The 22,860-nt window shown below is 64.4% G+C and carries 22 protein-coding genes and 1 pseudogene; 12 read left to right on the forward strand and 11 right to left on the reverse strand.

The annotated features are described in order from the left end of the window. From ACFWGZ_RS10275 to ACFWGZ_RS10290, 4 genes and pseudogenes are all read left to right on the forward strand, one after another. A pseudogene (locus tag ACFWGZ_RS10275) lies at positions 1-823 on the forward strand (SAM-dependent DNA methyltransferase); the annotation flags it as partial. Next, on the forward strand, positions 820-2,088 hold the full coding sequence (locus ACFWGZ_RS10280) for a restriction endonuclease subunit S (RefSeq protein WP_382451176.1): 1,269 nt from the start codon (positions 820-822) through the stop codon (positions 2,086-2,088). The pseudogene ACFWGZ_RS10275 and the gene ACFWGZ_RS10280, both read left to right, overlap by 4 nt. Positions 2,089-2,096: 8 nt before the next feature. Beyond that, the gene (locus ACFWGZ_RS10285; RefSeq protein WP_382451177.1) at positions 2,097-5,222 is read left to right on the forward strand and encodes a type I restriction endonuclease subunit R; all 3,126 of its coding nucleotides are present in this window, start codon (positions 2,097-2,099) and stop codon (positions 5,220-5,222) included. 52 nt (positions 5,223-5,274) lie between these two features. Then, positions 5,275-6,846: a serine/threonine-protein kinase gene (locus ACFWGZ_RS10290; RefSeq protein ID WP_382451178.1), complete on the forward strand. Its 1,572-nt coding sequence runs from the start codon at positions 5,275-5,277 to the stop codon at positions 6,844-6,846. On the opposite strand, the gene ACFWGZ_RS10295 is transcribed toward ACFWGZ_RS10290, so the two are convergent. Together ACFWGZ_RS10295 and ACFWGZ_RS10300 are read right to left on the reverse strand one after the other, a co-directional pair. Beyond that, entirely contained in the window at positions 6,843-7,034 is a 192-nt protein-coding gene (locus ACFWGZ_RS10295; RefSeq protein WP_382451179.1) for a DUF397 domain-containing protein, read from the reverse strand. The genes ACFWGZ_RS10290 and ACFWGZ_RS10295 overlap by 4 nt on opposite strands. Then, on the reverse strand, positions 7,031-7,900 hold the full coding sequence (locus tag ACFWGZ_RS10300) for a helix-turn-helix domain-containing protein (protein WP_382451180.1): 870 nt from the start codon (positions 7,898-7,900) through the stop codon (positions 7,031-7,033). The genes ACFWGZ_RS10295 and ACFWGZ_RS10300 overlap by 4 nt, the downstream gene beginning before the upstream one ends. Positions 7,901-8,156: 256 nt before the next feature. Between ACFWGZ_RS10300 and ACFWGZ_RS10305 the strand changes: the two genes are divergently transcribed. The 5 genes from ACFWGZ_RS10305 to ACFWGZ_RS10325 are packed head-to-tail and all read left to right on the forward strand — an operon-like array spanning position 8,157 to position 10,738. Beyond that, the gene (locus ACFWGZ_RS10305; RefSeq protein WP_382451181.1) at positions 8,157-8,375 is read left to right on the forward strand and encodes a hypothetical protein; all 219 of its coding nucleotides are present in this window, start codon (positions 8,157-8,159) and stop codon (positions 8,373-8,375) included. A gap of 20 nt (positions 8,376-8,395) precedes the next feature. Further along, complete coding sequence (locus ACFWGZ_RS10310; protein WP_382451182.1) at positions 8,396-8,734, forward strand: hypothetical protein; 339 nt, start codon at positions 8,396-8,398, stop codon at positions 8,732-8,734. After that, complete coding sequence (locus ACFWGZ_RS10315; protein ID WP_382451183.1) at positions 8,734-9,330, forward strand: hypothetical protein; 597 nt, start codon at positions 8,734-8,736, stop codon at positions 9,328-9,330. Before ACFWGZ_RS10310 ends, ACFWGZ_RS10315 begins: the two co-directional genes overlap by 1 nt. Next, positions 9,321-10,277, forward strand: a complete 957-nt coding sequence (locus ACFWGZ_RS10320) for a helix-turn-helix domain-containing protein (protein ID WP_382451184.1) — start codon at positions 9,321-9,323, stop codon at positions 10,275-10,277. Before ACFWGZ_RS10315 ends, ACFWGZ_RS10320 begins: the two co-directional genes overlap by 10 nt. Further along, complete coding sequence (locus ACFWGZ_RS10325) at positions 10,274-10,738, forward strand: hypothetical protein (RefSeq protein ID WP_382451185.1); 465 nt, start codon at positions 10,274-10,276, stop codon at positions 10,736-10,738. Before ACFWGZ_RS10320 ends, ACFWGZ_RS10325 begins: the two co-directional genes overlap by 4 nt. A 77-nt stretch (positions 10,739-10,815) precedes the next feature. Here the strand turns inward: ACFWGZ_RS10325 and ACFWGZ_RS10330 are convergent, their stop codons facing one another. The 9 genes from ACFWGZ_RS10330 to ACFWGZ_RS10370 form a co-directional block, all read right to left on the reverse strand. Next, entirely contained in the window at positions 10,816-11,421 is a 606-nt protein-coding gene (locus tag ACFWGZ_RS10330; RefSeq protein ID WP_382451186.1) for a hypothetical protein, read from the reverse strand. A gap of 79 nt (positions 11,422-11,500) precedes the next feature. Continuing rightward, entirely contained in the window at positions 11,501-12,421 is a 921-nt protein-coding gene (locus ACFWGZ_RS10335) for a DUF6346 domain-containing protein (protein WP_382451187.1), read from the reverse strand. Then, complete coding sequence (locus ACFWGZ_RS10340; RefSeq protein ID WP_382451188.1) at positions 12,418-13,512, reverse strand: hypothetical protein; 1,095 nt, start codon at positions 13,510-13,512, stop codon at positions 12,418-12,420. Before ACFWGZ_RS10340 ends, ACFWGZ_RS10335 begins: the two co-directional genes overlap by 4 nt. After that, positions 13,509-13,811, reverse strand: coding sequence for a type VII secretion target (locus ACFWGZ_RS10345; RefSeq protein WP_258948741.1), 303 nt, complete (start codon positions 13,809-13,811; stop codon positions 13,509-13,511). The genes ACFWGZ_RS10340 and ACFWGZ_RS10345 overlap by 4 nt, the downstream gene beginning before the upstream one ends. Further along, positions 13,808-14,332 (reverse strand): YbaB/EbfC family nucleoid-associated protein, encoded by a 525-nt coding sequence (locus ACFWGZ_RS10350; RefSeq protein ID WP_382451189.1) that lies wholly within the window; start codon positions 14,330-14,332, stop codon positions 13,808-13,810. The genes ACFWGZ_RS10345 and ACFWGZ_RS10350 overlap by 4 nt, the downstream gene beginning before the upstream one ends. Before the next feature lie 124 nt (positions 14,333-14,456). Continuing rightward, a complete protein-coding gene (locus ACFWGZ_RS10355; RefSeq protein WP_382451190.1) occupies positions 14,457-15,929 on the reverse strand; it encodes a hypothetical protein in 1,473 nt (490 codons plus the stop codon). Between the two features lie 30 nt (positions 15,930-15,959). Further along, positions 15,960-16,517, reverse strand: coding sequence for a DUF3558 domain-containing protein (locus tag ACFWGZ_RS10360; protein WP_382451191.1), 558 nt, complete (start codon positions 16,515-16,517; stop codon positions 15,960-15,962). Positions 16,518-16,537: 20 nt separating this feature from the next. Beyond that, on the reverse strand, positions 16,538-16,942 hold the full coding sequence (locus tag ACFWGZ_RS10365) for a hypothetical protein (protein ID WP_382451192.1): 405 nt from the start codon (positions 16,940-16,942) through the stop codon (positions 16,538-16,540). A gap of 98 nt (positions 16,943-17,040) precedes the next feature. Then, the gene (locus tag ACFWGZ_RS10370) at positions 17,041-17,820 is read right to left on the reverse strand and encodes an ESX secretion-associated protein EspG (protein WP_382451193.1); all 780 of its coding nucleotides are present in this window, start codon (positions 17,818-17,820) and stop codon (positions 17,041-17,043) included. Positions 17,821-18,677: 857 nt separating this feature from the next. On the opposite strand from ACFWGZ_RS10370, the gene ACFWGZ_RS10375 reads away from it, so the two are divergent. From ACFWGZ_RS10375 to ACFWGZ_RS10385, 3 genes are all read left to right on the forward strand, one after another. Continuing rightward, positions 18,678-19,736, forward strand: a complete 1,059-nt coding sequence (locus ACFWGZ_RS10375; RefSeq protein WP_382451218.1) for a replication-relaxation family protein — start codon at positions 18,678-18,680, stop codon at positions 19,734-19,736. A 587-nt stretch (positions 19,737-20,323) separates the two neighbouring features. After that, complete coding sequence (locus ACFWGZ_RS10380; protein ID WP_382451194.1) at positions 20,324-20,572, forward strand: hypothetical protein; 249 nt, start codon at positions 20,324-20,326, stop codon at positions 20,570-20,572. A gap of 255 nt (positions 20,573-20,827) precedes the next feature. Continuing rightward, positions 20,828-22,378, forward strand: coding sequence for a recombinase family protein (locus ACFWGZ_RS10385; RefSeq protein WP_382451195.1), 1,551 nt, complete (start codon positions 20,828-20,830; stop codon positions 22,376-22,378). Positions 22,379-22,860 lie beyond the last annotated feature (482 nt).

Below are 22,860 nucleotides of genomic sequence, written 5' to 3' on the forward strand. Positions count from 1 at the left end.
CTACAACACCGGCATCTCTACGTACTTCTGGATTCTGTCCAACCGCAAAGCCAAGCAGTTGCAAGGCAAGGTGATCCTGCTCGACGCCCGCGACCAGTGGGAGAAGATGCGCAAGTCTCTGGGGGATAAGCGCAAGCGCATCAGCGATGCACAGATCGCATACATCACCGAGTTGTACGTCGATGCCTTGGCCGTAGTGGAAGATCCGGAGCATCCCAACCACGCCAAGGTGAAGATCCTTGGCACACGCGACTTCGGCTACCAGCGCATCACCGTCGAACGCCCCCTCAAACTCCGCTTCGAGATCACTGAGGACAGCCTCGCCGCACTGGAGACTGCGAAGGGGCTGACTAAGTGGGATGGCCGCGACCGCCTGGTTGAGGCGCTACGCGGACTGACCGGCACCGTGTGGTGGACGAAGGCGGAAGCCGCCAACGCCCTGCACAAGACCGCAGTGGACGCCGGTGCGCAGTGGCCGAGCACGGCTTCGCTGCATAAGGCGTTCTGGGGCGCGATCTCGGTGCCCGATCCCGAAGGTGAAGTTCAGAAGGCCAAGGACGGAGCGGTGCTTCCCGATCCCGATCTGCGCGATTACGAAAACATCCCGCTGGACGAGGATATTGACGCTTACTTCAAGCGCGAGGTAATGCCTCACGTCCCCGACGCTTGGATCGACCGCGATAAGACGAAAGTTGGGTACGAGATCCCCTTCACGCGCCACTTCTACGTCTATACGCCGCCGCGTCCCTTGGTTGAGATCGACGCAGAACTTCGTGACCTCGAAGCACAGATTCAGAAGCTTCTCGGAGAGGTGACGCAGTGACCCTTCAAGGCGCAGTAGGGCGACAGGGCAACATTGCTGGATGGCCAGAAGTCCCCTTTCGTGCATTTCTTCGCCGGATCGAGAAAGCAGGAAATACCGACCTCCCATTGCTGGGGGTAGGACTTCATGAAGGAGTTCGCAGGCGCAACGAAAGTGATGGCCGGCCTGCCGCGAGTGAAGATCTTTCCAGCTATAAACTCGTGCGCGAAGGCGATGTAGTCATGAACAGGCTCGGTAAGCCTCATGGATCGGTCGGCGTTTCACCGTGGCGAGGAATTACAAGTCCGGCGTACTGGGTGCTGGAAATCGACCGCAGTCTAGCGAGTCCAGCCTTTGTTCATCATTTGCTGCGCTCCAGCCATCTGGTTCGAGAGTATGAACGCCTCGGCAAGTACATGCCACCCAATCAGTTCGATATCTCCTGGGAAGCGTTTCGTTCGATTGAGGTTCCGCTTCCACCCCTCGAAGAGCAGCGTCGCATAGCCGATTTCCTTGATGCTGAAACCGCCAAAATTGGCTCCACAGTGCAGAAGCGCTTGCGTCAGCGAGAAATCCTCGACGAGCTTGCGCTGAGCACAACCGACGCCGCTATTGCCGAATTGAGTGAAGTTCATTGGATTCGGCTTGGTTATCTCGCTTCTATTCAGAGTGGCGTCACTGTCGACGGGAATCGCGAGCAGGATTCCAGTACGATCACGATGCCGTATCTCAGGGTGGCAAACGTCCAAGCTGACCATATTGATCTAAATCAAGTCGCCGAGATCTCCGTGTCGCGAAGAGTTGCTGCAGCAAGCCGTCTGCAAGTCGGCGACGTTCTAATGACCGAAGGTGGAGACTTGGACAAACTGGGGCGCGGAACGGTGTGGCGCGGGGAGATTCCGGATTGCCTCCATCAGAACCATGTATTCGCCGTCCGCCCCAATAATAGGATCCTCACTTCAGAGTACCTGGCGCTGCTCACGAGGGCATCTATTGCGCGAAGCTACTTTGAAAGCACTGGGAATAAGACGACAAACCTTGCCTCAACTAGCAGTAGCAAGATTCGAGATTTTCGCGTCCCCCTAGTCGACGTTAGCAAGCAGGAATACATCACGGAAGAGGTCGGCTCCAAGAATGGCTCGATTGCAGAAGCTGCAGGAAAGATGTCAAGGCAGCTTCATTTGCTTACTGAGCGCCGTCAAGCATTGATCACCGCTGCTGTTACCGGGCGCGTTGACGTTACTGCTGAACGTAGGCTAGCTGAGGCGGACGGTGTCGACGTATGAGTCCTGGAGTGCACACCGAGCGGGCGTTTGAAGACCGCGTAGAAACTGAGCTTCTGGTCCACGGCTGGCAACGTTCAGAAGGAACTTTTCGCCCCGAACTCGGCTTCGACCCCGCCGAGATGAACCACTTCATCGGCGCGACGCAAATCGAGAGCTGGAACCGGCTCATCGACCTCTACGGTGGCGACCAAGAGACAGCGCAACGCCAGTTCTCCCAACGTGTAGCCGCCGAGATCGACGCACGCGGCGTACTGGACGTCCTGCGCCAAGGCGTTCGTGACCGCGGCGTACACATAGACCTCGCGTACTTCCGCCCCGGCCACACCCTGGCCGCCGACGCCCTCGCTGGCTACCGAGCCAACGTGCTGACAGTGTCACGCCAGGTCTACTACAGCGTGCGCACCAATGAGTCGGTGGACATGGCGCTGTTCGTCAACGGCCTGCCCGTGGCAACGATCGAACTGAAGAACCCGAATACCGGTCAGAACGCCGACCACGCCATCGCTCAGTACCGCAACCGCGACCCGAACGAGCTGTTCTTCGCCAAGCGCACCCTCGTCCACTTCGCCATCGACCCCGACCACGCGTTCATCGCCACGCGCCTGAAAGGCGGCGACACGCAGTTCCTGCCATTCAACACCGGTTCGAACGGCCCAGGCGTGTCCGGAGGCGCTGGAAACGAGCCCGCACGCCCCGGCTCCTACAGCGTGGCCTACTTGTGGGAGCAAATCTGGCAGCGGGACAACTGGCTGGAGATCCTTCAACGGTTCATTCACGTCACCGCGCCGGACAAGAGAGGCGCGAAGCTCAACCCGCACACCGCGCCTCGCATCTTCCCGCGCTACCACCAGTGGGACGCGGTGCGGAAGATGATCGCTCACGCACGGACCAACGGTGCCGGGCACAACTACCTGATCCAGCACTCCGCTGGATCAGGCAAGTCGAACACGATCTCGTGGCTGTCACACCGGCTGTCGAACCTGTTCGACGCCGACAACCAGCCGGTGTTCCACAAGACCATCGTGATCACCGACCGGGTGGTACTCGACCGGCAGCTGCAGAAGACGATCTTCCAGTTCGACCACACTCCCGGCGTGGTGAAGAAGATCGACGAGGACTCCACGCAGCTTGCCAAGTCACTCGACGACGAGACTTCGAAGATCGTCATCAGCACGTTGCAGATGTATCCGTTCGTGCTGAAGAAGATCGCCGAGATGGGCCTGACCGGTAAGCGCTACGCGGTGATCATCGACGAGGCGCACTCGTCGCAGGGCGGTGACTCGGCGATCCGACTCAAGCAGGCCCTAGGGTCAAACGCTGTCCGCCGCGAGGACGAGGACGACATCGAGTACATGACGCGGGTGCGGGGCAAGCAGCCAAACCTGTCGTACTTCGCGTTCACCGCAACCCCGAAGTCCGCGACGCTGAAGCTCTTCGGCACCTTCGATCCGGAGCGGGTGAACCCGCGCACCGGCGAGCAGGGCATGCACGTGCCGTTCCACATCTATTCGATGCGGCAGGCGATCGAGGAGGGTTACATCCTCGACGTGCTAGCCAACTACCTCACCTACGACACCAAGTGGCGATTGCGGGAAGCGGCGGTCGAGCAGCAGGAGTCACGTATCTCGAACCCCGACGTCGACGCGGGCAAGGCGCGGGCCAAGCTGGTTCGCTTCGCTGAGCAGCACCCGAAGTCGTTGGAGCAGAAGGCAAAGCTGATCGTCGACGACTTCCGCGAGAACATCTCCGGCCGGCTCGGTGGCCGTTCCAAGGCGATGGTTGTAACCGGCGGCCGGCAGCACGCTCTCGACCTGTACCAGGCGATCCGAAACTACGTCGATCTTCGCGGATTCACCGACTGCGGCACGCTCGTCGCGTTCTCTGGACAGCTGAAGGACGTGAAGACGGAGCTGGACTTCACGGAGGCTCAACTCAACGGCTTCCCGGAAGGCCAGCTGCCGGACCGGTTCGGCTACACCAAGGCCGACGACCCTCAAGCGGTGGCACGCAACCAGGACGAGTACCGACTGCTGGTCGTCGCCGAGAAGTACCAGACCGGGTTTGATCAGCCGTTGTTGTGCGCGATGTACGTCGACAAGCCGTTGACCGGTGTGGCGGCCGTGCAGACGCTATCCCGGCTCAACAGGACTCACCCGCTGAAGTCGCAGGAGGACGTGCACGTCCTCGACTTCGTCAACACGGCCGCCGACATCCAGACCGCGTTCGAGGACTGGTTCGAGACCACGATCACCGAGCCCACCGACCCGAACCTGCTCTACTCCAAGCAGCGCGAGGTGATGGAGTACGCGCTGCTCGTCGCGTCGGAGATGGAGGCGTTCGTCCGCGTCCTCGCCGCGGCCGGGCCGGGCCGGATGCCGGACGCGGCGGAACGCAAGCTGCATGCCGAGTTGCACGAGTACCTCAAGCCCGCGTTGGACCGTTTCGAGGCAATGGAGTCCGACGACGAGAGGGAAGGCTTCCGGAGCGCGCTGCAGGACTACGTGCGCGCCTACAGTCTCATCGCACAGATCGTCGACTGGGGCGATCGGGACCTGGAGCGCCTGTACCAGTACGGCCGAGTGCTGTTGATCCGCCTGCCGGGCAGGCCGTCGACATCGGTCGACATCGGCGATGCGGACCTCAGCCACTTCCGTCTGGAGTTCACCGGGCGGCACAACGTGTCGCTGTCCGCCGTCGGCGACCGCGACGTGCGCGGCCATGCGGCCGACGGCGGCGGCTACCGCGAACCCGACGTCAAGCCGTTGTCGGAGGTCATCGAGGAGCTCAACGAACGGTTCGGCCTGGAGCTGGGCACCTCGGACGAGATCCTCGTCTACCAGCAGGTCGTGAGCCTGGTCGAGGACACGGGGATGCAGCAGATCGCCCTGATGAACGACGAGGCCCGGTTCGGCCAGGTCGCCGACGACCGGCTGGACGACATCGTCGCCGAGAATGCCGAGCGCAACACGGACTTCATGAAGCTGTACTTCGACAACAACGAGTTCCGCAAGGCGATCAAGGAGGCCGCGCGCAGGCGTGCCTACCGGATCATCACCGAGCCGGCCAGGGACGAGGCGCTGGAGCGGTTGCGTGCCGAAATGCGCAAAGAGACCGGTGGCCACACGATCGAGTAGTAACGAGATCGGCCGACAACAAGACTGATCTTGCAGGGAGGGGGGTGGGGGCATGGAACAACCGGCGGAAAAACGGCTCCTGGCCGGGCGGTACCGAGTGGACGGTTCACTCGGGCGTGGCGGCATGAGCGAGGTCTTCCACGGCTACGACGAGCGGCTGGACCGGCGGGTGGCCATCAAACTGCTGCGCCCGCCCTCCTCGGTCCCGGCCGCCCCGGACAGCCCCGAAGCGGTCGAGATCCTCGACGCGCTGGAGCGCGACCGCAAGCGGTTCCTGCGCGAGATCCGTACCACCGCGCAGCTCGAACACCCCGGCACCCCCGCTGTCTACGACACCGGCGTGGAGACAGGAACCGATGGCGGCACCCAGCTCTGGCTGGTCATGCAACTGTTGCGCGGTTCGACGCTGGAAGCGATCCTCGACCACACCGACTACGTCACCGAACGGCCGAGCGTCGCGTGGGCCGCGGCCATCACCGCGCAGGTCGCGGCGGTGCTGGCCGACGTGCACCGGGTGGACATCGTCCACCGCGACATCAAGCCCGCCAACGTGATGCTGGTCGACGAAGGCCTCGTCAAGGTGCTCGACTTCGGCATCGCGATCCTGCGTGGAACGGGCGCGCTGCCGCGCCTGACCCAGGTGGACCGGACCGTCGGCACGCCGCCGTACATGTCGCCGGAGCAGGGCCTCGGTCAGGCGGTGACCTCCGCGTCGGACATCTACTCGCTCGGCTGCCTGTTCTTCGAACTGCTCACCGGAGACGTGCCGTTCCACGGCACCACGGACATTCCGCTCCGTGCTCACCACCTGCGCACGCCCGCGCCGTCGGCGCGTTTACGGCGTACTGACGTCCCCGCCGAGATCGACGCCCTGGTGGTGGCGATGTTGGCGAAGGAACCGGACGAACGCCCGACGGCGGCAGCCGTGTACAGCGCCCTGGTCTCGTTGGCGTCCAGGCAGAATGGCGCCGAGGAGGCTGATGAGCTGCGTGACCCGACGCGTCCGTTCCGGCGACCGTTGCTCGCTCCCGCCAGGCGCCCCCGGCACGTCGGTGCCCGCGAACCGCTCTCCGACGCCGAGTTCGTCGTCCTCAAGGCCAACGTCCAGGCCTTGCTGGACAACGACCAGCCGTCAAGGGCGATCAGTCTCATCGAGGACGGCATCGAGCGCGCCGACCACGACCCCGCATTGAAGCTTCGGCTACGCCACCTTCAGGCGGCAGCCTGCTTCTACGCTGGCGAGTACACGCGTGCCGCGGCGTTCTTCGACGCCGTCGGCCGCGACTACCGCCGATACCTGTCAGCGGCCGATCCGGTCGTCCTCGACGCCGCCTACCACGCGGGTCACGCGTACGCGGAGATCGGTAAGTCGGAGAAAGCGTTGCCGCAGCTGCGGTTCTATGTGCAGAACGCCGTAGCTACCTCCGAGGACGACACAGCGGAGAGGATTCTCGAGTCTCGCTACGTCATTGCCCAGATGCTTGCGACCGAAGGCGAGCCGGAGGAGGCGGTGGCGGAGCTGGAGAGCCTTCGCCCGGTTCTGTGCGACGCGTTCGGTGCCGAGTCGACCCAGATCCGCAACCTCGACAAACAGATCTCCAAGCTCCGCTTAGCCGTGATCTAACGCCTGAGCCCGCCGGACTTCGTGGCCGAGAGGAACGCGGCCCACGCCGACGCCCTGACGGCGAAGGTGCCGCCGCCTGGGTTCTTGCTGTCCCGTACGTCGGTCTCGTGCTGGCCGACGGACAGTTCGACACAGTTGTTGTCAGGTTCGGAGTAGCTGGACTTGCGCCACGTCTTGCCGGAGTTCACGTCGCTGGAATCCTGTTCTTGAAGAGCTCCGCCAGCTCGCGGATGATCTCGAGCGACTCTTCGGGCGTGAAGGCCTGCTCGTTCGCGATCTCGTGGAACGACTTACGGAACTTGTCTACGTCAACCTCATTCTCCACCCACTTCCCGCCTGCCCTGGTCTCCAGGTAGACGACATCCGGGAAGTCCTCGTCGTCGAAGCCGAGGATGGTCACGCCGTAGATCGCGTAGGCACCAGCGTCTTCGCCGATCACCTGAATCGTGACGTTCGGCAGCGCTGCCACTGCCAGCAGATGAAGCAACTGCCCGTACATCACGGCTGGTCCACCGACAGCACGTCGGAGAGCTGCGACGTCGATCAGGAAGTGCGCCCGGAGAGGCTCGTCTCCGTGCATTCGCATCTGACGGCTCTGCCTTGCGGCAACGACACGGTTCGGGTGGATCTTCTGGTTGAGGAAGAGGTGTGCCGCCTCGCGGCGCGCCAGCGTGTACTCCGGCACCTGCAGCATTCCGGGAATCAATGCCGCTTCCACCTGCTTCAGCCAGGCAGCGTCGGCTTCCGCACGAGCGTATGAGCGGGCGACCTGGTTGTACGCGGCCGGATGCTGCACACGGGTGCTGTCCTGTTTGGCGTCCTCCCAGAACTCCGTCGCCTTGCGTCGCCCGTCCTCGTCCGCTTCGACGAGATCGAGGAACAGACCAAGGTCGGCCCATCCGAGCAGATTCGTCCCGTTGAGAGCCCTGGACAGGAACGACTCGGTCTTCCGAAGCTCACGCGCGAGGAACTCCAAGTCCTTGCCCGCATCCCTGCGGAGCTGGTCAAGCAGGCGACCCAGCTTGGTCTTCCGGTAGGTCTTCTCGCTCGGCACCTGGCCGCCTCCTCGCACCTCGACACGCGCGAATCACCCTAGCTGCGGTACCTCCAGGGCACATTCACACGATCCGGTTATCGCACTAGGGGTCAATTGTCCCCTATCTTAGCTTCGTTGGCGGGGTTTCTGGCCCCTCAGCGGGGAGGCCACTCGGACGGGCGTGTCCGGATCGGTCAGCGCGCCACGCCCAGGAACCCCGTCGGCCCAACGCCTGCACGAAAGGAAGCGACATATGGCACACGGAGAAAACACCGTGCCGGTCGTCGTGAACCTGACTCCGTTGCAGGCTGCGGTGCTCGCCAGAGCCGCAGTGGTCGTCACTTCAGCGCTCGATTGCAAGGACGCCAACGCGGCCGAGCAGGGGCTCCTCCTGTTTCGCCAGGAGGTCGCCCGTGCCGTCTCGAACGACACGGCGCGGGACTCGCGGAAGCGGCCGGAGCCGGTCAGCCGACTCTGCCGCCGAGCCGGATAGCCGTCGAAAGGGTGTGTGTCATGAGCAACCTGGTCCTGTTTTCCGAGCTGCGCCAACGACTTCTCGACCACCTGGACCTCGTGTCACGGATCGCGGTCGACGGCGACGGCACCTCCGCGCTGTCGATGGCGAGGCAGGAGGTCCCACGGTTGGTAGCGGCGTTGCGCGTGCTCGTCGACGAGCACCAGCCCGACGAGAACGGGCATTGCCGAAAGTGCCGCAGCGGGCCGGTCTGGCGAAGGGCGTCCTCGCCCTGCCGCCTGTTGCTCAACGTGCATCTCGCCGCCGGAGCCGCCACCGCGACGACCCAAGACCGAACGTGCTGGAGACCACGGCGCCACAGGATTGGAGGACACTGATGCATCACCTGCGCCGCGCGCTCGACAACCTGCCGCCGGAAGGCCTGGAGTTCAAGCTCCACATTCTCCGCAGGCTGCTCGACAGCGCTCCAGAGCCGTTGACCGTCAGCCAAATCAGAGAAGGTGGACCGAACCGCACCGACGCGTCCGCCTGGTATGCCATGAAGGCACTTGAGCGCAGTGGCGCGGTCGCTTCCGTCCCGACGACCGCGCAGTGCCGCGTCGCTCGCTACCGCTTGGCCGATAGCGCGGAAGAAGTTGTCCGCGAGTTCGTGGCGGATCGGTCGCGGCAGGAGTTGCCCCCGCCGCTGTCACCGCTGCCTGGCAGCCCGCAGCACCAGCAGGTGCTCACCGTACTCTGCGCGCGCCCGGACAGTTGGTTCACGGTGAACGAGCTGACCTCGAAGCTCATACGCCTGCGCAAGAGCGCCCGCCGGCCAACACTGGAGTTGTATGACGCCGGCTACCTGCTCCGCCGGATGTCCGACGGCGGACGACCGGGCCGCGCCGAATACCAGTACCGCCTGAACCCCGACGCCGCAACACATGCGCACGCGCTGCTCGACGCACGAGTTCGGAGCACACGATGGCACTGAAGCTGGTCAACGGTAAGGCCAGCCTGGAAGTTCGGGCACTGAGCCGGACTGTGCTCAGCTGGCGCTCACGACGTGGGTGGTCTCTGGCGGAGCTGGAGAAACAGGTCGGCTTTTCCGCGGCGAAGTTGTCGATGCTGTGCACCGCGTCGCAGCGCTTCTCGACGGTTGACGTGATCAAGATCGGCAACGCCTGCGGTGCCGACGACGAAGAGGTCGAACTTTGCGTTCGGGCAGCGCAGCGCGCCTACGACCCTAAGATGTGGGATCGCATCAACGGCGACGCTTGGCCGCGGTTGACGTGGACCTACTGGGACATCGCGGCGGAGGCGACGGAACTGGTGATCGTGGCGATGGACGCGCTGCCTGAACTTGTGCGCACCGAGCCTTACCACGCGGCGATGTTGAAGGCGGGAGCGACAGCGCACGAGCTCGACATCAAGCTGAAAGAGGAACTCTTGGCGCGGTTGGCTTTGGATACCAGGAAAGCTGCGCGCTCAGGAAACCTGGGGCCGTTGCGGGTTCAGTTGATCATCTCCGAGCCAGTGCTGGCGAGCAGAGTCGGCGGCTCGCGGGTGATGGCTGACCAGATGCGACGTCTCGAGGAACTGAACGAACTTCCTGGCTTCGAGATCACCGTGGTCGACAACGAGGCGGGCCCGTACTACGGCATGGGGACGTCATTCACCGTGATGCGGTTCGTCGAGAGGCGCTTCGATGACGTTGTTCACGTTCGCACTCCGCACCATGACAGCTGGTTGGAGTCCGAGGCAGAGCGCTTGCCATACGAGCGCGTCCTCGACGCCCTTGCCGAGGTCACGCGAACACGTGCGCGATCCTCGTGCTGTCTGAGCCGAAACGCGATCATGCTCCAAGACCCGATGCCCAGTGACAGGTCCGAGAACGAACGTCCGACCTCGCGTGCGTTCCGACCCAGCGTCGTGAGGTGAGCATGTCCTTGCCCCGCAAACCCCCTCGCCTTGGCATCGGGACGCAGGAGGGACCGCAGACCCAGTACGAGACCGCTGCACAGTCCTATCAGGACGACTACGGGTGGGCCGTAGGCGTATATCGATCCGGCGTATGGCTGGTGTCTGGCCGTGGCGTTGATGCGCTCGACATGCCACGAGAACTCGGCGAACGCGTCCAGTTGGCGACAGGCAACTCGGTGCCGCTGTTCGAATCTCCTGAGGACAACAGCACGCGGTGGGTCTTTCTCGTCGCCTCGCACACCGGACCCGCCGAGCCGAGAATGGCCGAACTCGGCATCGACCACATCCGCGCAGGAAGATGTGTCGACCTACCGCCCAGCGAGTTCGGACAACACCGGTTGCGCTGGATCAGCACGCCCAGTGGCCTGCTGACGCCTGATTTCACGACCGTCGTGCACGCTGTGCTTCAAGCGAGATGATCACCATCTGCCCGGAACACGAGCGAGTGTCGAGGGGACCCTGATCAGGAAGCTTTCAGCCGGGTCGGCTCGGGTGCTCACTGCGTCTGGACCGCGTCATAGAACGACTTCGCGAGTTCACGCAGCGGCCCCCGGCACTCCTGCGACCTCGGCGCGGGCTTGTCCGCAGGCTTGTTGACGAGAATCAGCACGGCGTTGACGTCGAGGATGATCAGGGTGCAGCTGTCCCTGTCCTTCGGTGTCAGCCACTTCGCCTTCTCGCCGACCTTCATGTCCTCAGCCGCACCGTCATCAGCAGGATCGGCCCCCGGCTTGGACGTCACGTCGTAGACCTCACGGGCCTTGAGTGCTCCTCTGCCTGGACCGGCAGGTCCCGAGACGTCGCTCTTCTCGTCCCGCCACGCTGACACCTGCAGGTTCACCCGTGGCCAGTCCGGGATGCGCTGGAACTCGCATCCGGTCAGCATGTCGGACACCGAGGGGTCTTCGTTGCCGGACCGGAACGGCGGCAGACCTGTCACCCTCTGCGTCACCTGCCGGCAGGTCGGCAGCTCCGTGTACTTGGCGCGAACGGGTGCAGGCGATGTCGCCGAGGTCGGCGACGTGATGGACATGCCCTGCGGCCTGCCGCTCACCGCGTCGCCACCGGTACACGCCGCCGCACTCAACGCGAGGACCGCCATGCCAAGGATCCCAGCGGATCGGTTCACTGCGCTCCCAGCCCCTTCAACAGGTCCTCTTCTGCGGTGGACAAGTCCGAGTTCATGTGCGACTGGTGCCCTCGCGGGCGTACGTGGCCTGGCTGAAGTGGCCCATCGCCACATGGATGCGGGTCGCCTCCGTGGTGCCGAAACTGCCGATCTTCACGACGTTGCCGTTGCGAGGCTGGATGATCAGAACTTGGCTGCGGGTCAGCCTGACCTCCTGGATCTCAGCCCAGCTGAGGTGCGCTCCATGCCACTGAAGGCCGTCGGGTGAGATCGCGATCATCGGTGTTCGAAACAACCGGAACCCGAAGTCGGTGAGGACGAGTGCCACCGCGGTCCAGGACGCGATCGTCATACCGGTGGTCACCGTGTCGCCCTGGAAAGCCGACGAGGTGTAGACGAACACTCCGATGCAGCCGAGAAGGAGAAAGAAGAACATCAGCCACCCACGTGGGTACTGGGTGAAGACTCGCACGGTGCGATCGGGTTTCGTCATGTTGTCCGGCCGTTGGTAACGCACCGGTCTGGGGCGGGGCTTCCGCCGCTCGGGCAGTAGCCGCCACGCGATCGCGATGTACACGTAGAACCAGAGAACGCCGAACAGCAGAAGCAGGACCATGCCCCATCCCGCGTACGGGCGTACCGGATACAGGTCACCGCGGTTGAACCCTTCACCGGCCACCTGCTTGCCGATGAGATCGGGCCGGAGGAAGCCTCGCCCCGTCGTGGTGACGACGTTGCCGTTGACCTTGTTCGTGACCGTGGCGCTGCACTCGTACACCCAGCCGAAGCCGCGCAGGGTCACAGGGCCGTGCCGGTCGCACGAGGTGGCGACGATGATGTGACTGGCGTCGCTCAGGTTCTCGGTCTCGACCTTGTCCGAGAAGTAGTTGAAGATCGTCGCGCCGAGCAGGTACCCGAGAACCGGAACGATCAGGAACGCGAAGATCCGATGCAGGACTCGGACGGCCTTCATCCGCTGTCGGCCTCTCTGCGCTTCTCCTCCTGCTTCTCTTCTTCCTCAGCCCGCAGGTCCCGCCACGTCCGCCAGCCGCCACCGTCCTTGGCCTTGTCCTCCCAGTCGTGAAACTTGGTGGACTCCTTGGCTGCCTCGATCCCCAGCTTGGGCAGGAACTCGGCGGGCGCGGTCTTGAAGCCGTCGACCGCGACCTTCTTCGCCTCGCCCACCGCGTCCCTGGCCATGTCGGTGAAGGAGAAGTCAGCAGCGCGACGTCGCCTGTCCGCTTCGGCACTTTTCGTAAGAACGCCGACGAAGTCGTCTCCGCTCTTGGACAGAGCGGTCTTGGCGTTGACCAGGATGTCGTCGAGCTTCTTGAACAGCCCACCTGCGTTGCTGAACGCCTTGGTGAGCCTGCGGCAGGCTTCCAGAGCCTTGTTCGCCCACTTGACCGCGACAGGCACACACTCGGCGATCGCTCCCGCAAGGCCCGCGCCGGCCGCTGCGACGGCGGGCGCCCACCGGAGGCAGATCGAGATCAGCTTGCCGATGGCGTCGGAGATGATGTCGCGCACGATGTCACGGACGACCTTGAGCACGATCTTGCACGTCCGGACGAGGCTGGCAATCCCTCCGGCAGCGGTCGCGACTCCGGCGTAGGTGTCGGCGCGATCGACACCGAAACCCCGGTACTGCTCGCTGTCCTTGCCAATCCACCCGGTGGTGTCGTTGTTGACCCAGGTCCTGAGGTCGTCCGAGGTGTCCTTCAGGTGGTCGGACACGGACTCCCAGGTCTTCGCCATGCCGTCCAGGGCTTCCTGGTCACCGATGAGCCAGTCCAGTGGCTCCTTCAGAAACCAGACGTGCTCGACCAGCCACCCGAACCCCGCGCTGAACAGCGCCGCCAGCGGATCAACGAGAACACCCGCCACTCCGGCGACCGTCGCGCCCGCATTGATCAGGCCTTCTGCCCAGTTGCCGCTCGAGAAGCCCTTCACCGTCTCGGTGGCGTCGTGGAAGATCCCCGCGCCCTCCGTGAACGGCGTCTTCTCGCCGGTGTTCACGAGGTAGTTCTGGCGTGGCGCGGGCGCCGGTCCCATCGTGGTCATCGGTCGTGCATCCCGTCGAAGATGTCGGACTGCGCCTGCTCATGTTCCTCGATGTGCTTACGCCACCCGTCGAACCGCTTGACGTGGTCACCCGAAGCGTCCGCTGCCTGGCGCATGGTGTCCATCGCAGCGTTCTGCGCGGCGGTGCAGAGAGCCGCGAGTGGGAAACCGAGCTTGCCGAACGCCTCCATGTTGGACACGACCTGCGCTGCGCTCAGCGCGTAGTTCACCTGCTGGCCGACGTTGTTGAGCTTCGTCGCGTGGGCCTGCATCTCAACCAGGTCGATTCGGTAGGTCATCGCAGGAACCCCTTGTTGCTGAAGTCGTCGTCATCATCCTGCGGCGGACGGGGCCGCTGCGGGCGAGGTGGCACTGGTGGTGGGGGCGGTGGCGCGTCGTCCTCGATCGCACCGAGCCGCGGTGGGCCCTCGCCATACCCGCCACCTCCCGGCACGTACTGGGGCGGAGGTGGCGGCTGGGCACTGCGCAACTTGTCCATCATGAAGTGCATCGCCTCGGAGTCAGCGCCGAGCATCGGCGACATCGCCTCCTGCACCGTCGAGGCAACCCGGCTCTGCGCGGCCTGCACCACACGCAGCACCTCCTGAGCGACGATGTCGCCTTCTCTGCGCTGCAACGAGTTGCCGAGCTTCAGATCCACGAGGTTGCCGGCATCGTTGACCGTGACGACGATCTGACCGTCAGCGCTGCGTTCCATGACACGCAGGTTGGCCAAGGTCTCGCGTATCGCGTCGCTCTTGCGCTGGGCTTCAGCCAGCTTGCCCTCGTACTGATTGAGGATCTGATCCGGGTCAGTCATCGGCCCACTCGGTCCTTCTCGTTGTTCTTCTCAACTACTGCCACCAGTGCTCCGCTGCGGATGCGCTCGGAAAGTCGCGCTTCAGCCGACAGGCTGCGTCAGAGCCTGGACGCTGGCGACGGTTTCATTCTCCGAGCACCGGAGGGGCCACGAGCGTGTCGTTGCCGAAGATCTCGTCCGGATCCGGCTCGAGCAGATAGGACGGGGAAGTCCGCTCGATGTCCTCGTCACCCTGGCCTTTGGCGGCACCAGCACCCATGCCACCCATCGCGCCGACGCTGGTGCCACCACGGCCGGCACCACCACCGGCGGCCGCGCCACCACGTCCTGCCGCGCTCTCGCCACCCGGCATGACGCCCGCTGACCCGCCAGGCCCGAAACCCTTGGCGGCATCCGGATTGCCGAGGCCAGCACTGCCGCCAGGGAGCCGTCCACCACCGGTGCCGCCACCCGTGCCACCAGTGCCACTGCTGCCACCGCGTCCAGCCGACCCGCCGCCGGCTCGGCCGCCAGGACCGCCCTGGGTGCTCTTGGAGCCGGAATTCGGGCCGGGCAGCGGTCCGCCGAGGTTGAGATTGTTGTTGCCGCCCAGCTGGTTGTTGCCGCCCTGGTTGCCCAGGTTCGGCCCGTTGCCGCCGAGATTGTTGTTGATACCGCTGGTATTCGTGCCGCCGGTACCCGATGTCGGGGGCGCCGTCCAGGATGTGTTCGTGGTGTCGTTGCCGACCCGTGGGAGCGGCGTGTTGCCCTGACCGGTGAAACCGGGGTTCGGTGCGATCGGCGGCCTGCCGGGATCGACCGGCTCCTTTGGCGGGGCTGGGGGCTCGGGTGCGAACGCGGGCTGGGCTGCGGCGGTCTGTGCGACGGTGCGGTCATAGGTCTCCACCGCCCGCGCCGCCTGCTCGTGATCAGCCTGCTGCTGCTGGAACGCCGCCTGATCCGCCGACGCCTGCTGTACGAACTGGATCGGGTCGGTGATCGACATCAGCCGTTCCCGCGACGCCGCCGCGTCGAAGGGCTGCGCGGGCGGTGGTGGAACGTTGTTCTTCGCATCGCTCAGCGCACGAGCTTGTTGCGTGAACAACGTTCCCGCAAGCTGTGCCGCGGTGCCGGTCTCGCCGGCGCGGTTGCTCATGTTGGCCAGCGCCTGCCGGGCACCATCACCGGCCTTGCCGGTCCAGTCGGCCTCGCTGCTGCCGATCGCCGTGGCGACCTCGTCGTTGAACGTGGCCAGCTCGTTGCCGATCTGCGTCCACACGTCGGCGATCTCACCGATCGCACCAGCATCGACCCCGTTGTTGACCGACTCGTGCAGCTGTTGGTGCGGGATGCCGATGTAATTGGCGTCGGGCTGCCCAGGCGCTGACCGCGTCAGCACCTGCTGCTTGAGCTGTGCCGCCTGCGCGTCCAGCACGTCGTTAACGCGGTTCGGCGCCTCGACCAGTTGCATCACCATCCCCAGAAACGGGCCGTACTGCCCTTGGACCTCGGCAGTGACCCGTTCCTGTACCTCCTGACCGGTCTGCACCTCCGCGTGGCGCTGCACGCCATAACGCGAGTACACATCGGACGGTCTGCCCGGCGCTCCCTCGTTCATCCCCCGCAACCCCTCTCCTGACAACGCCCGCTACGGCAACTTCGGCTCGACCAACTCGGCGATCTTCAACGCAGGCGGACACGGATCAGTCGACGCACCGGCATTCAGCGTGACGTCTACTCGCGACGACGACGTAACCCCAATGGCGACAATGCAACTGCCACCAGCGCCTACCAACTGCTTCGCTTGGTGGCTGCCGACCTTGATGTCCTTGATCTCGCCACCGGTCGCCTGAACACCTGCCAGCCCCACGTCCGTCCGGATACCCACCGATAGAAAGACACGATTGGGCGCAAACTCGCAGCCACGCGAGGACCCGATCTTCTGCGGCTTGGGCTCTTCTTTCAGGGGACCCAAGACCTGTTCTGCTTCGCTCCTGGTCAGCAGGCTGCACGGGTCGGCGTCTGTCAGAGAGCCGCTGGCGTTGGTCGAGGTCGGCGAACTCGTCGAAGTGCGGGTGTCCTCACTGGAGGTGGGGTTGCCGGTGTCCGGCATGGGCTTGGGATCACCGGGCGTCGAGCCGGTGCACGCGGTCATGGCGACCAATGCGGCGGCGGCCAGGCTGGTCAGGACGATCCGAGAGTTCACGAGTTCGTATCCCTGGTTGGTCAGGCGGAAAGAGTGGGGCCACCGGCCTTGGTGATGCCTTGCTTGGCGTCCTCGTCGGTTGCCTGGTAGGCAGCCATCGCCTTTTCCACGTCGGAGCGCATCTGTTCCAGCTTCTTCTGGAGTTCCTTCGCCGCGGTTATGAATCCTTGCGCCGGATCGGTGGCGATAGTCGCCAAGTAAGGCTTGTAGACCTGCGCGGCAGGAGTTGTCCCCAGCGGCGGTTGCTGGCTGATGACGTCCGACCTGCCGAGAGCACGTGTGATGCCGTCGTACATCTTGTCAATGGCCTTGATCAGCGCTTGGCCACCGTGTTCGTTGACTCCGACACCGTCAGCAACGGAGGCCGAGAAGGCGGCCGCCGAGTCGCTGATGCCCTTCATCCCGGCGAAGAATGCCTCAGGCATCGCCTTGCCCCTCTCTACGCTGCGTCGTTCAACGGTAACAACCAGTCGCAGTCGTGTCCCCGGATCCGACGTATCAGCCGGACTGCCGGTTCCTTCCGCTACCGATGCGAATCGACGATCCGGTTCAGATGCCGGTCGAGAGCTGACTGGTCAGCAGGCGTGTAGGTGGCCGCATGCCGACCGTCCGAAGCGGTGGCCGGAATCACCGCGTACCGCCCGGCGTCGGTGTCCAGATAGTTGATCGTCCCGAGTTCGGTTTCCCGCCCGTGACGGCCACGCGCGGAGACCGAGAAGTATCCAGCGCCCAGTCTCGGGCGACGCAGGATCTCCTCGGCGACTGCCCGCTGTCCCGCAGGCGATGGACCGGTGGCCTTCACTGCGGTACGGAACGTCATTTCCGAGAAGTCCTCCTCTGCCCGCCGCCGTTCCGAGGGGGCCGAAGTGTCGGTCACCGTGACCGACACGCCAGGACCTGAACGCATCGGAGGCAGCAGCCGCACCAGGCCGGGCACGATCGCGTCAGGCTGGCACAGTCGGAAGGCGACCGTCTCGTTCTGCTGCTCGGCCACCACGCCCCAACGCCCATCGGTCACGGCGAGTGCCGTGGGTTGGGCTTCACCGGCGGTACCGACCAGTGCGATCACCAGGTGCCCGCGGGCGAACACGTGCAATGCCTCCACCAGCTCTGGTGCGAACTCGCCGCCTCGGATCAGTCCACGGGCGGAAAGGTCCTGATGCACGGCCTCTACCAGGCGGAGCCGCTCCTCCCGCGTCTTGCCGTGATGCTGTATCGCGAATGGGAAGCGTCGCACGGTGATCCGCAATGCTTCGCCGAGCACGTCCAGCGCCGCGAACGAACAGACGATCTCCCCCGACACTCTGCAACCACCCCTCGTCTGCCGCACCGCCCCTCCACGGTGCGTGACCGGCGGACATACTGCCAGTCGAACGCTCGTCAACGGAGCGTTACCGGACAGGAGCAGACGAAGATCTCATCAACACCCCTCAAGTGAGGCAGACGGACTGAGCTGGACTCATTGCCCCGCTGGCGAACGTCGGGCCACGCACGAGTACCTGGATCGAGTGAACTTTGTTCGTGAAGCGGCCGCGCGAGTTGTACGCCGAACTTGTACTCAGGCTTGAGTCTTGATCGGCTGGGTCGGCGTCTGAAATCGATCAGAAAATCGGCAGTTGAGAGCTGCATGGTTTTCCTGCACGATAGAGGGGAATGCCGATCATGTTCACGCTGGAGGCAGGACGGGGACACGGCCGACTGCAACATTTCGGTCACATATAGATCGCCAAAAGGTTCCAATGATGCCACTTTCGGTCACGTTTAGGTAACTGACCAGGATTTTCGGCCCATTTTTCGGAGTTGAGGGATGTCGAGGATTTCTCGGCACTCTCGCCGGAGGTGGTAGTGATCATGGCGGATGCCGGCAAAAGCGTCAGCGGTCGTGGCGTGGTTGGTACGGATGGGTTGACGTCTGGACCTACGCCTGGGTCCGCGAGGCCTCGGCGTTCTGAATCCGCTGCCCCACACGCCGAGGTTGCTTGCTCTAAAACCACTGGTCAACGGTGGTATCGGCGGGAACGTGCGGAAGGCCGACTGAGGAGTGGTCCTCACCCATCCGAACATCGGGGGCGCGCGGGGCGCGGCGACCGGCGGGTTGGAGAGCCGGATGCGGCGCTGTGGTTCCGTCTGGTCGATCGGGACCGCCGACTGCTGGCCCTGCTGGCCGAGCACAAAGTACTGACTACCAATCAGATTGCCGAGATCGAGTTCCTGTCCGTGCGCCGTGCACAGGACCGATTGCGACAGCTGCGAGAGCTGGGAGTGGTATTCGCGTCGCGTGAGTCCTACCAGCGTGGCGGGACCAGCCAGACCCGTTATGCACTCGGCTACCTCGGCGCCCGGTTGATCGCCGCACAGCGTGCGGAGCGTCCGCCCGCACCGAAGGCGTACACCGAGAGCCTGGAACGGCTCGCGCTGTGGCCAAAGCTCACACACCAGCTCGGCGTCAACGACTTCTTCTGCGCGCTGGCCAGCCACCGCAACCCCGCACGCCTGCGCGAGGAGAGCCGCGAGAACGAGGTAAGTGGGCTCACCCAATGGTGGCCCGAACTTCGCTGCACCAGGTTCTTCGTCAAGTACCACAGTGGCGGACGCGACACCGCGCTGCGCCCAGACGGCTACGGCTGCTGGGAAGAGCACGGGCGAGTGGTGCGCTTCTTCCTCGAACACGACACCGGCACCGAATCGCTGACCGCCGTCATCCGCAAGATCGATGACTACCGTGACTTCCCGACCGACGCTTTCGGTGTCCTGCTGTTCTCGGTGCACTCGGCCAGACGGGAGATTGCCCTGCGAGAGGCGCTGCGCCGCGCCCTCGGCGACCCCGGTTTCGTAATCGCCACCGCAGCGCGCGACCACGGCCACCAGGACGGCCCAGCAGGACCGATCTGGGGCCTGTGGAAGCCGCAGGGCGGCGACAGTGTGCCCCGCCGGTACCGCTTGGCCGAACTGCCCCAACGCGGCCCCTACGTCGAACACCGCGCCTCGAACACCGCCCAGCCTCTCAACGAAGCGGCATTCGATCCGAACGACCGGGACATGCTGCGCCGCATCGACGCGCCACAGCCCGAACCTGCCACACCAGCGGCTTATCAGGACGACGGCACCGGCCTTGACCGCGTCGTGCTCTACGACGATCCCGACGACGTGTACCGCACGCCGACGACTCCCGGTCTGCTCGATGGCCAGCGACCACGGCGGCCGCGCTTCACCGTGTGAACTCCCAGCAGCCGTAAGCGCTTCGCATGCGCACACTGAGCGATGGTGGAGGTGAACGCCGATAATGTGACCCACGACAGCGACGATGGCCAAGCGCAGTTGCCTGGCCTCGGTCCGTCGCCCTTGCACCACAGACAAAATCTGGGCCCGCAGTAACGTCGAGCTGCTCACCGTGGTTCGTGCCTGGCGAGACCACGACGAGATACCAAGACCGCAGGCGAGGCTGGCGAAACCTGGCGAGACACGGAGTCTCGCACCCGGTCTCGCGGTCCCGACAGAAGTCTCGGAGATGTCTTGAGTGGACAGTGGAGAGGGTCCAGTCGACCTGTGATCGCTGGCCCCGACAGGTGCTACGGCAGTCGGGGAGTCGAAGCGGCACAGGGGCGAAGCAGTCCTGACCCGACCGGCCTTGAATCGCGCGTCATGGCGCGGCCACTGCTCAACCACCGCCCCGCTGTCGTAGGGGAGTCTGAGTGCTGGTGACCAGAAGGCTGGCGGATCCTGCTGATCGACGGTTTTCCATGACCGCACGACAGCCGCTCGCGACCTTCCGCCCGAGGCGGGGCTCGTTGGCATTGAGGTGCACCATGCCCCAACAGACACCTGACCACGACGGCCATCCCCGCGAAGCACGCATCGAGGGTGATGACGCCACGACACCACCGGTACGCCGCACACGATCATCCACACAGAACACCTGGCGCGTGGAGCGGATCGACACAGAACCAATGACCGCCCAGCAGTACGACCTCGCCGTCACCACACTGGCCGCGCTCATCACCAGATGGCGCATCAACCAAGAAAACGCGAAAGAAACCCGCGACGAGTCCGCATAGAGCAGTGGTGTTCGGCTTCCCCTACAGCACGTGAAGAGCGACAATAGAAACAAGCATCGAGGCCTGCGAACTGGTGCTTTAGGTCGCCTGATTATTGATCCAGCGACTGCACGCATACCTGCAGTAGTACCAAAAGGACTGCTGCAGGTATGCGGGCGGAAATGGCGAAAGAGAGGATGAATTATGGCGCGATCATCGGCCGTGCGGCGCACCAGGAAAGCCGCGATGACGACGACACTAGGCGACGACGTACGGGTGGGGATCTACGTGCGGCGCTCTACCGACGACGAGCACCAGCCCTACTCCATCGAAGCCCAGGACGCGCGCCTACAGGCTTACATCGACTCGCAGCCAGGCTGGCGCCTGGTCACACGGTTCCCCGACGACGCCTCCGGCGCCACCACTGAACGACCTGGGCTCCAACGCGCGCTCACGGCCGCCCGCTCCGGCCTGATCGACGTGCTGCTCGTCTACCGGGTGGACCGTTTCTCGCGCAACCTGCGCGACATGGTCATGCTGCTCGACGAACTCGATTCCGCTCAGGTGGTGTTCCGCAGCGCCACCGAACCGTTCGACACCTCCACCCCCATGGGTCGCATGCTCGTGCAGATGCTCGGCATGTTCGCCCAATTCGAACGCGACACCATCATCGATCGCGTCATCGCCGGCATGGAACGCAAACACGCCAAAGGAAAGTGGAAAGGCGGCCGGCGCCCCTTCGGCTACCAGGTCGACAAGGCCACCTACACCCTCGTCGTTGACGAGCACGAAGCCGTGATCGTGCGGCTGATCTTCGACCTCTACACCACCGACCGCCTCGGCTCCCGCGCAATCGCCACGGTGCTCAACGACCGGGGTCACCGCACCAGTTCGGGCGGCAAGTGGTCCGGCTACCAAGTCATCCGCGCTCTGAACAACCGCGTCTATCTGGGAGAGCTGACCTTCCGGGAGGCCACCGTGATCGATACCCACGCACCCGTCGTCGACCTGACGGTGTGGGAGCAAGCCCAGGCCATCCTCGACGCCCGCGGCGAATCCCACGCCCACCGTGCCGCATCAGGCTCCGACTACATCCTCACCGGCCGCCTCCGCTGCCCCCAATGCGGCAAAGCCATGATCGGTACCCGCGCCACCGGCCGCAACAAGACCTACCGCTACTACACCTGCTGGAACCTCGCCCGCTACGACGCGAGCAAATGCGACTTCCGTCGGCTCAACGCCGACGCCGTCGACACGGCCATTCTGGACGCGATGACCAGCTTCTACCGCGACCGTCATGACCTCATCGCCGACACCATCGCCCACCAGCAGAAGCAGCACCAGGCAGCGAACGCCGACCGACACGCCGAACTGGCCGCCGTCGACAGCGAGATCACCAAGACCGGGCAGTCCATCGACCGCTACCTCGCCGCGTTCGAGCGCGGCACCATGGACGAGGAACTCGTCGCTGACCGGCTCACAGGGCTCCGTGTCAAGACCAAACAACTCCACATCCGCCGCGACGAGCTCGGTCTCGCTCTCGATGACCAGCCTGCAGCACCCGAACCCGCCACCCTCTCGGCAGTGGCCGACCACATCGCCGAGATCATCACCAGCGGCACCCACAATCAGACCAAGGCACTCGTCGAAGCCCTGGTCGCCAGCGTGACCGTCACCGGGCCTGACCGGCTTGTCCCGGTCTTCCGCATCCCGCGACCCCGCATCGACAACGACGGGGTCGCACCCGCTCTACCAGCGGATACGACCCCGAACGGAGTGCTTCGCACAATGACTAACTTGGTGGGCCGCCAGGGACTCGAACCCTGAACCCGAAGAGTAAGAGCCTACGCTTGGCGTTGTTCGCTGATCTTCCTCAACAGTGCTCACTACCTGCGCGGATGCAGTCTTGATCTGAGCACTGTGGACAGTCGCTTCTCGACGTTTATCGACGTTTTACGAGACTAAAGCGCATCATGATCTTGGTCCTTCTGGACCGTCCACACCCCTGCCATCATCCCGACACTGAGCCAAGAACGCGGCCGGTGGTGCTGGGTCAAGGTACTCGTTCCAGCCTTGACGCGGCGCCGCCGGCCGTTGTCATGCTCGCTGCGTTGGGGTGGCTCGGCCTGGTGCTCGCCGGGAGTTCCCGCAGCTTCGTCTGGTGCCTGATCGGTGGCAAGGCGGCGAAGCCGGCGCGGCAGTCGAGCGCCATGACCGGCCAGTCCGCGGTGACCCTGACGGCGCTCGTAGGGAGCTGTTGGCCAACAGGGCTGTGTGGGTCAGCTCGTCGGCTGGGCAAGGCCGGAGGA

This window comes from Lentzea sp. NPDC060358, from assembly GCF_042725365.1.
In the GTDB taxonomy this organism is placed as follows: domain Bacteria; phylum Actinomycetota; class Actinomycetes; order Mycobacteriales; family Pseudonocardiaceae; genus Lentzea.

What these genes read in the sequence shown, in the direction of transcription:
- ACFWGZ_RS10290 (WP_382451178.1), top strand. Translation starts at nt 5,275, where the DNA reads ATGGAACAACCGGCGGAAAAACGGCTCCTGGCCGGGCGGTACCGAGTG.
- ACFWGZ_RS10310 (WP_382451182.1), top strand. Translation starts at nt 8,396, where the DNA reads ATGAGCAACCTGGTCCTGTTTTCCGAGCTGCGCCAACGACTTCTCGAC.
- ACFWGZ_RS10315 (WP_382451183.1), top strand. Translation starts at nt 8,734, where the DNA reads ATGCATCACCTGCGCCGCGCGCTCGACAACCTGCCGCCGGAAGGCCTG.
- ACFWGZ_RS10320 (WP_382451184.1), top strand. Translation starts at nt 9,321, where the DNA reads ATGGCACTGAAGCTGGTCAACGGTAAGGCCAGCCTGGAAGTTCGGGCA.
- ACFWGZ_RS10330 (WP_382451186.1), bottom strand. Translation starts at nt 11,421, where the DNA reads ATGGCGGTCCTCGCGTTGAGTGCGGCGGCGTGTACCGGTGGCGACGCG.
- ACFWGZ_RS10335 (WP_382451187.1), bottom strand. Translation starts at nt 12,421, where the DNA reads ATGAAGGCCGTCCGAGTCCTGCATCGGATCTTCGCGTTCCTGATCGTT.
- ACFWGZ_RS10340 (WP_382451188.1), bottom strand. Translation starts at nt 13,512, where the DNA reads ATGACCACGATGGGACCGGCGCCCGCGCCACGCCAGAACTACCTCGTG.
- ACFWGZ_RS10345 (WP_258948741.1), bottom strand. Translation starts at nt 13,811, where the DNA reads ATGACCTACCGAATCGACCTGGTTGAGATGCAGGCCCACGCGACGAAG.
- ACFWGZ_RS10350 (WP_382451189.1), bottom strand. Translation starts at nt 14,332, where the DNA reads ATGACTGACCCGGATCAGATCCTCAATCAGTACGAGGGCAAGCTGGCT.
- ACFWGZ_RS10355 (WP_382451190.1), bottom strand. Translation starts at nt 15,929, where the DNA reads ATGAACGAGGGAGCGCCGGGCAGACCGTCCGATGTGTACTCGCGTTAT.
- ACFWGZ_RS10365 (WP_382451192.1), bottom strand. Translation starts at nt 16,942, where the DNA reads ATGCCTGAGGCATTCTTCGCCGGGATGAAGGGCATCAGCGACTCGGCG.
- ACFWGZ_RS10380 (WP_382451194.1), top strand. Translation starts at nt 20,324, where the DNA reads ATGCCCCAACAGACACCTGACCACGACGGCCATCCCCGCGAAGCACGC.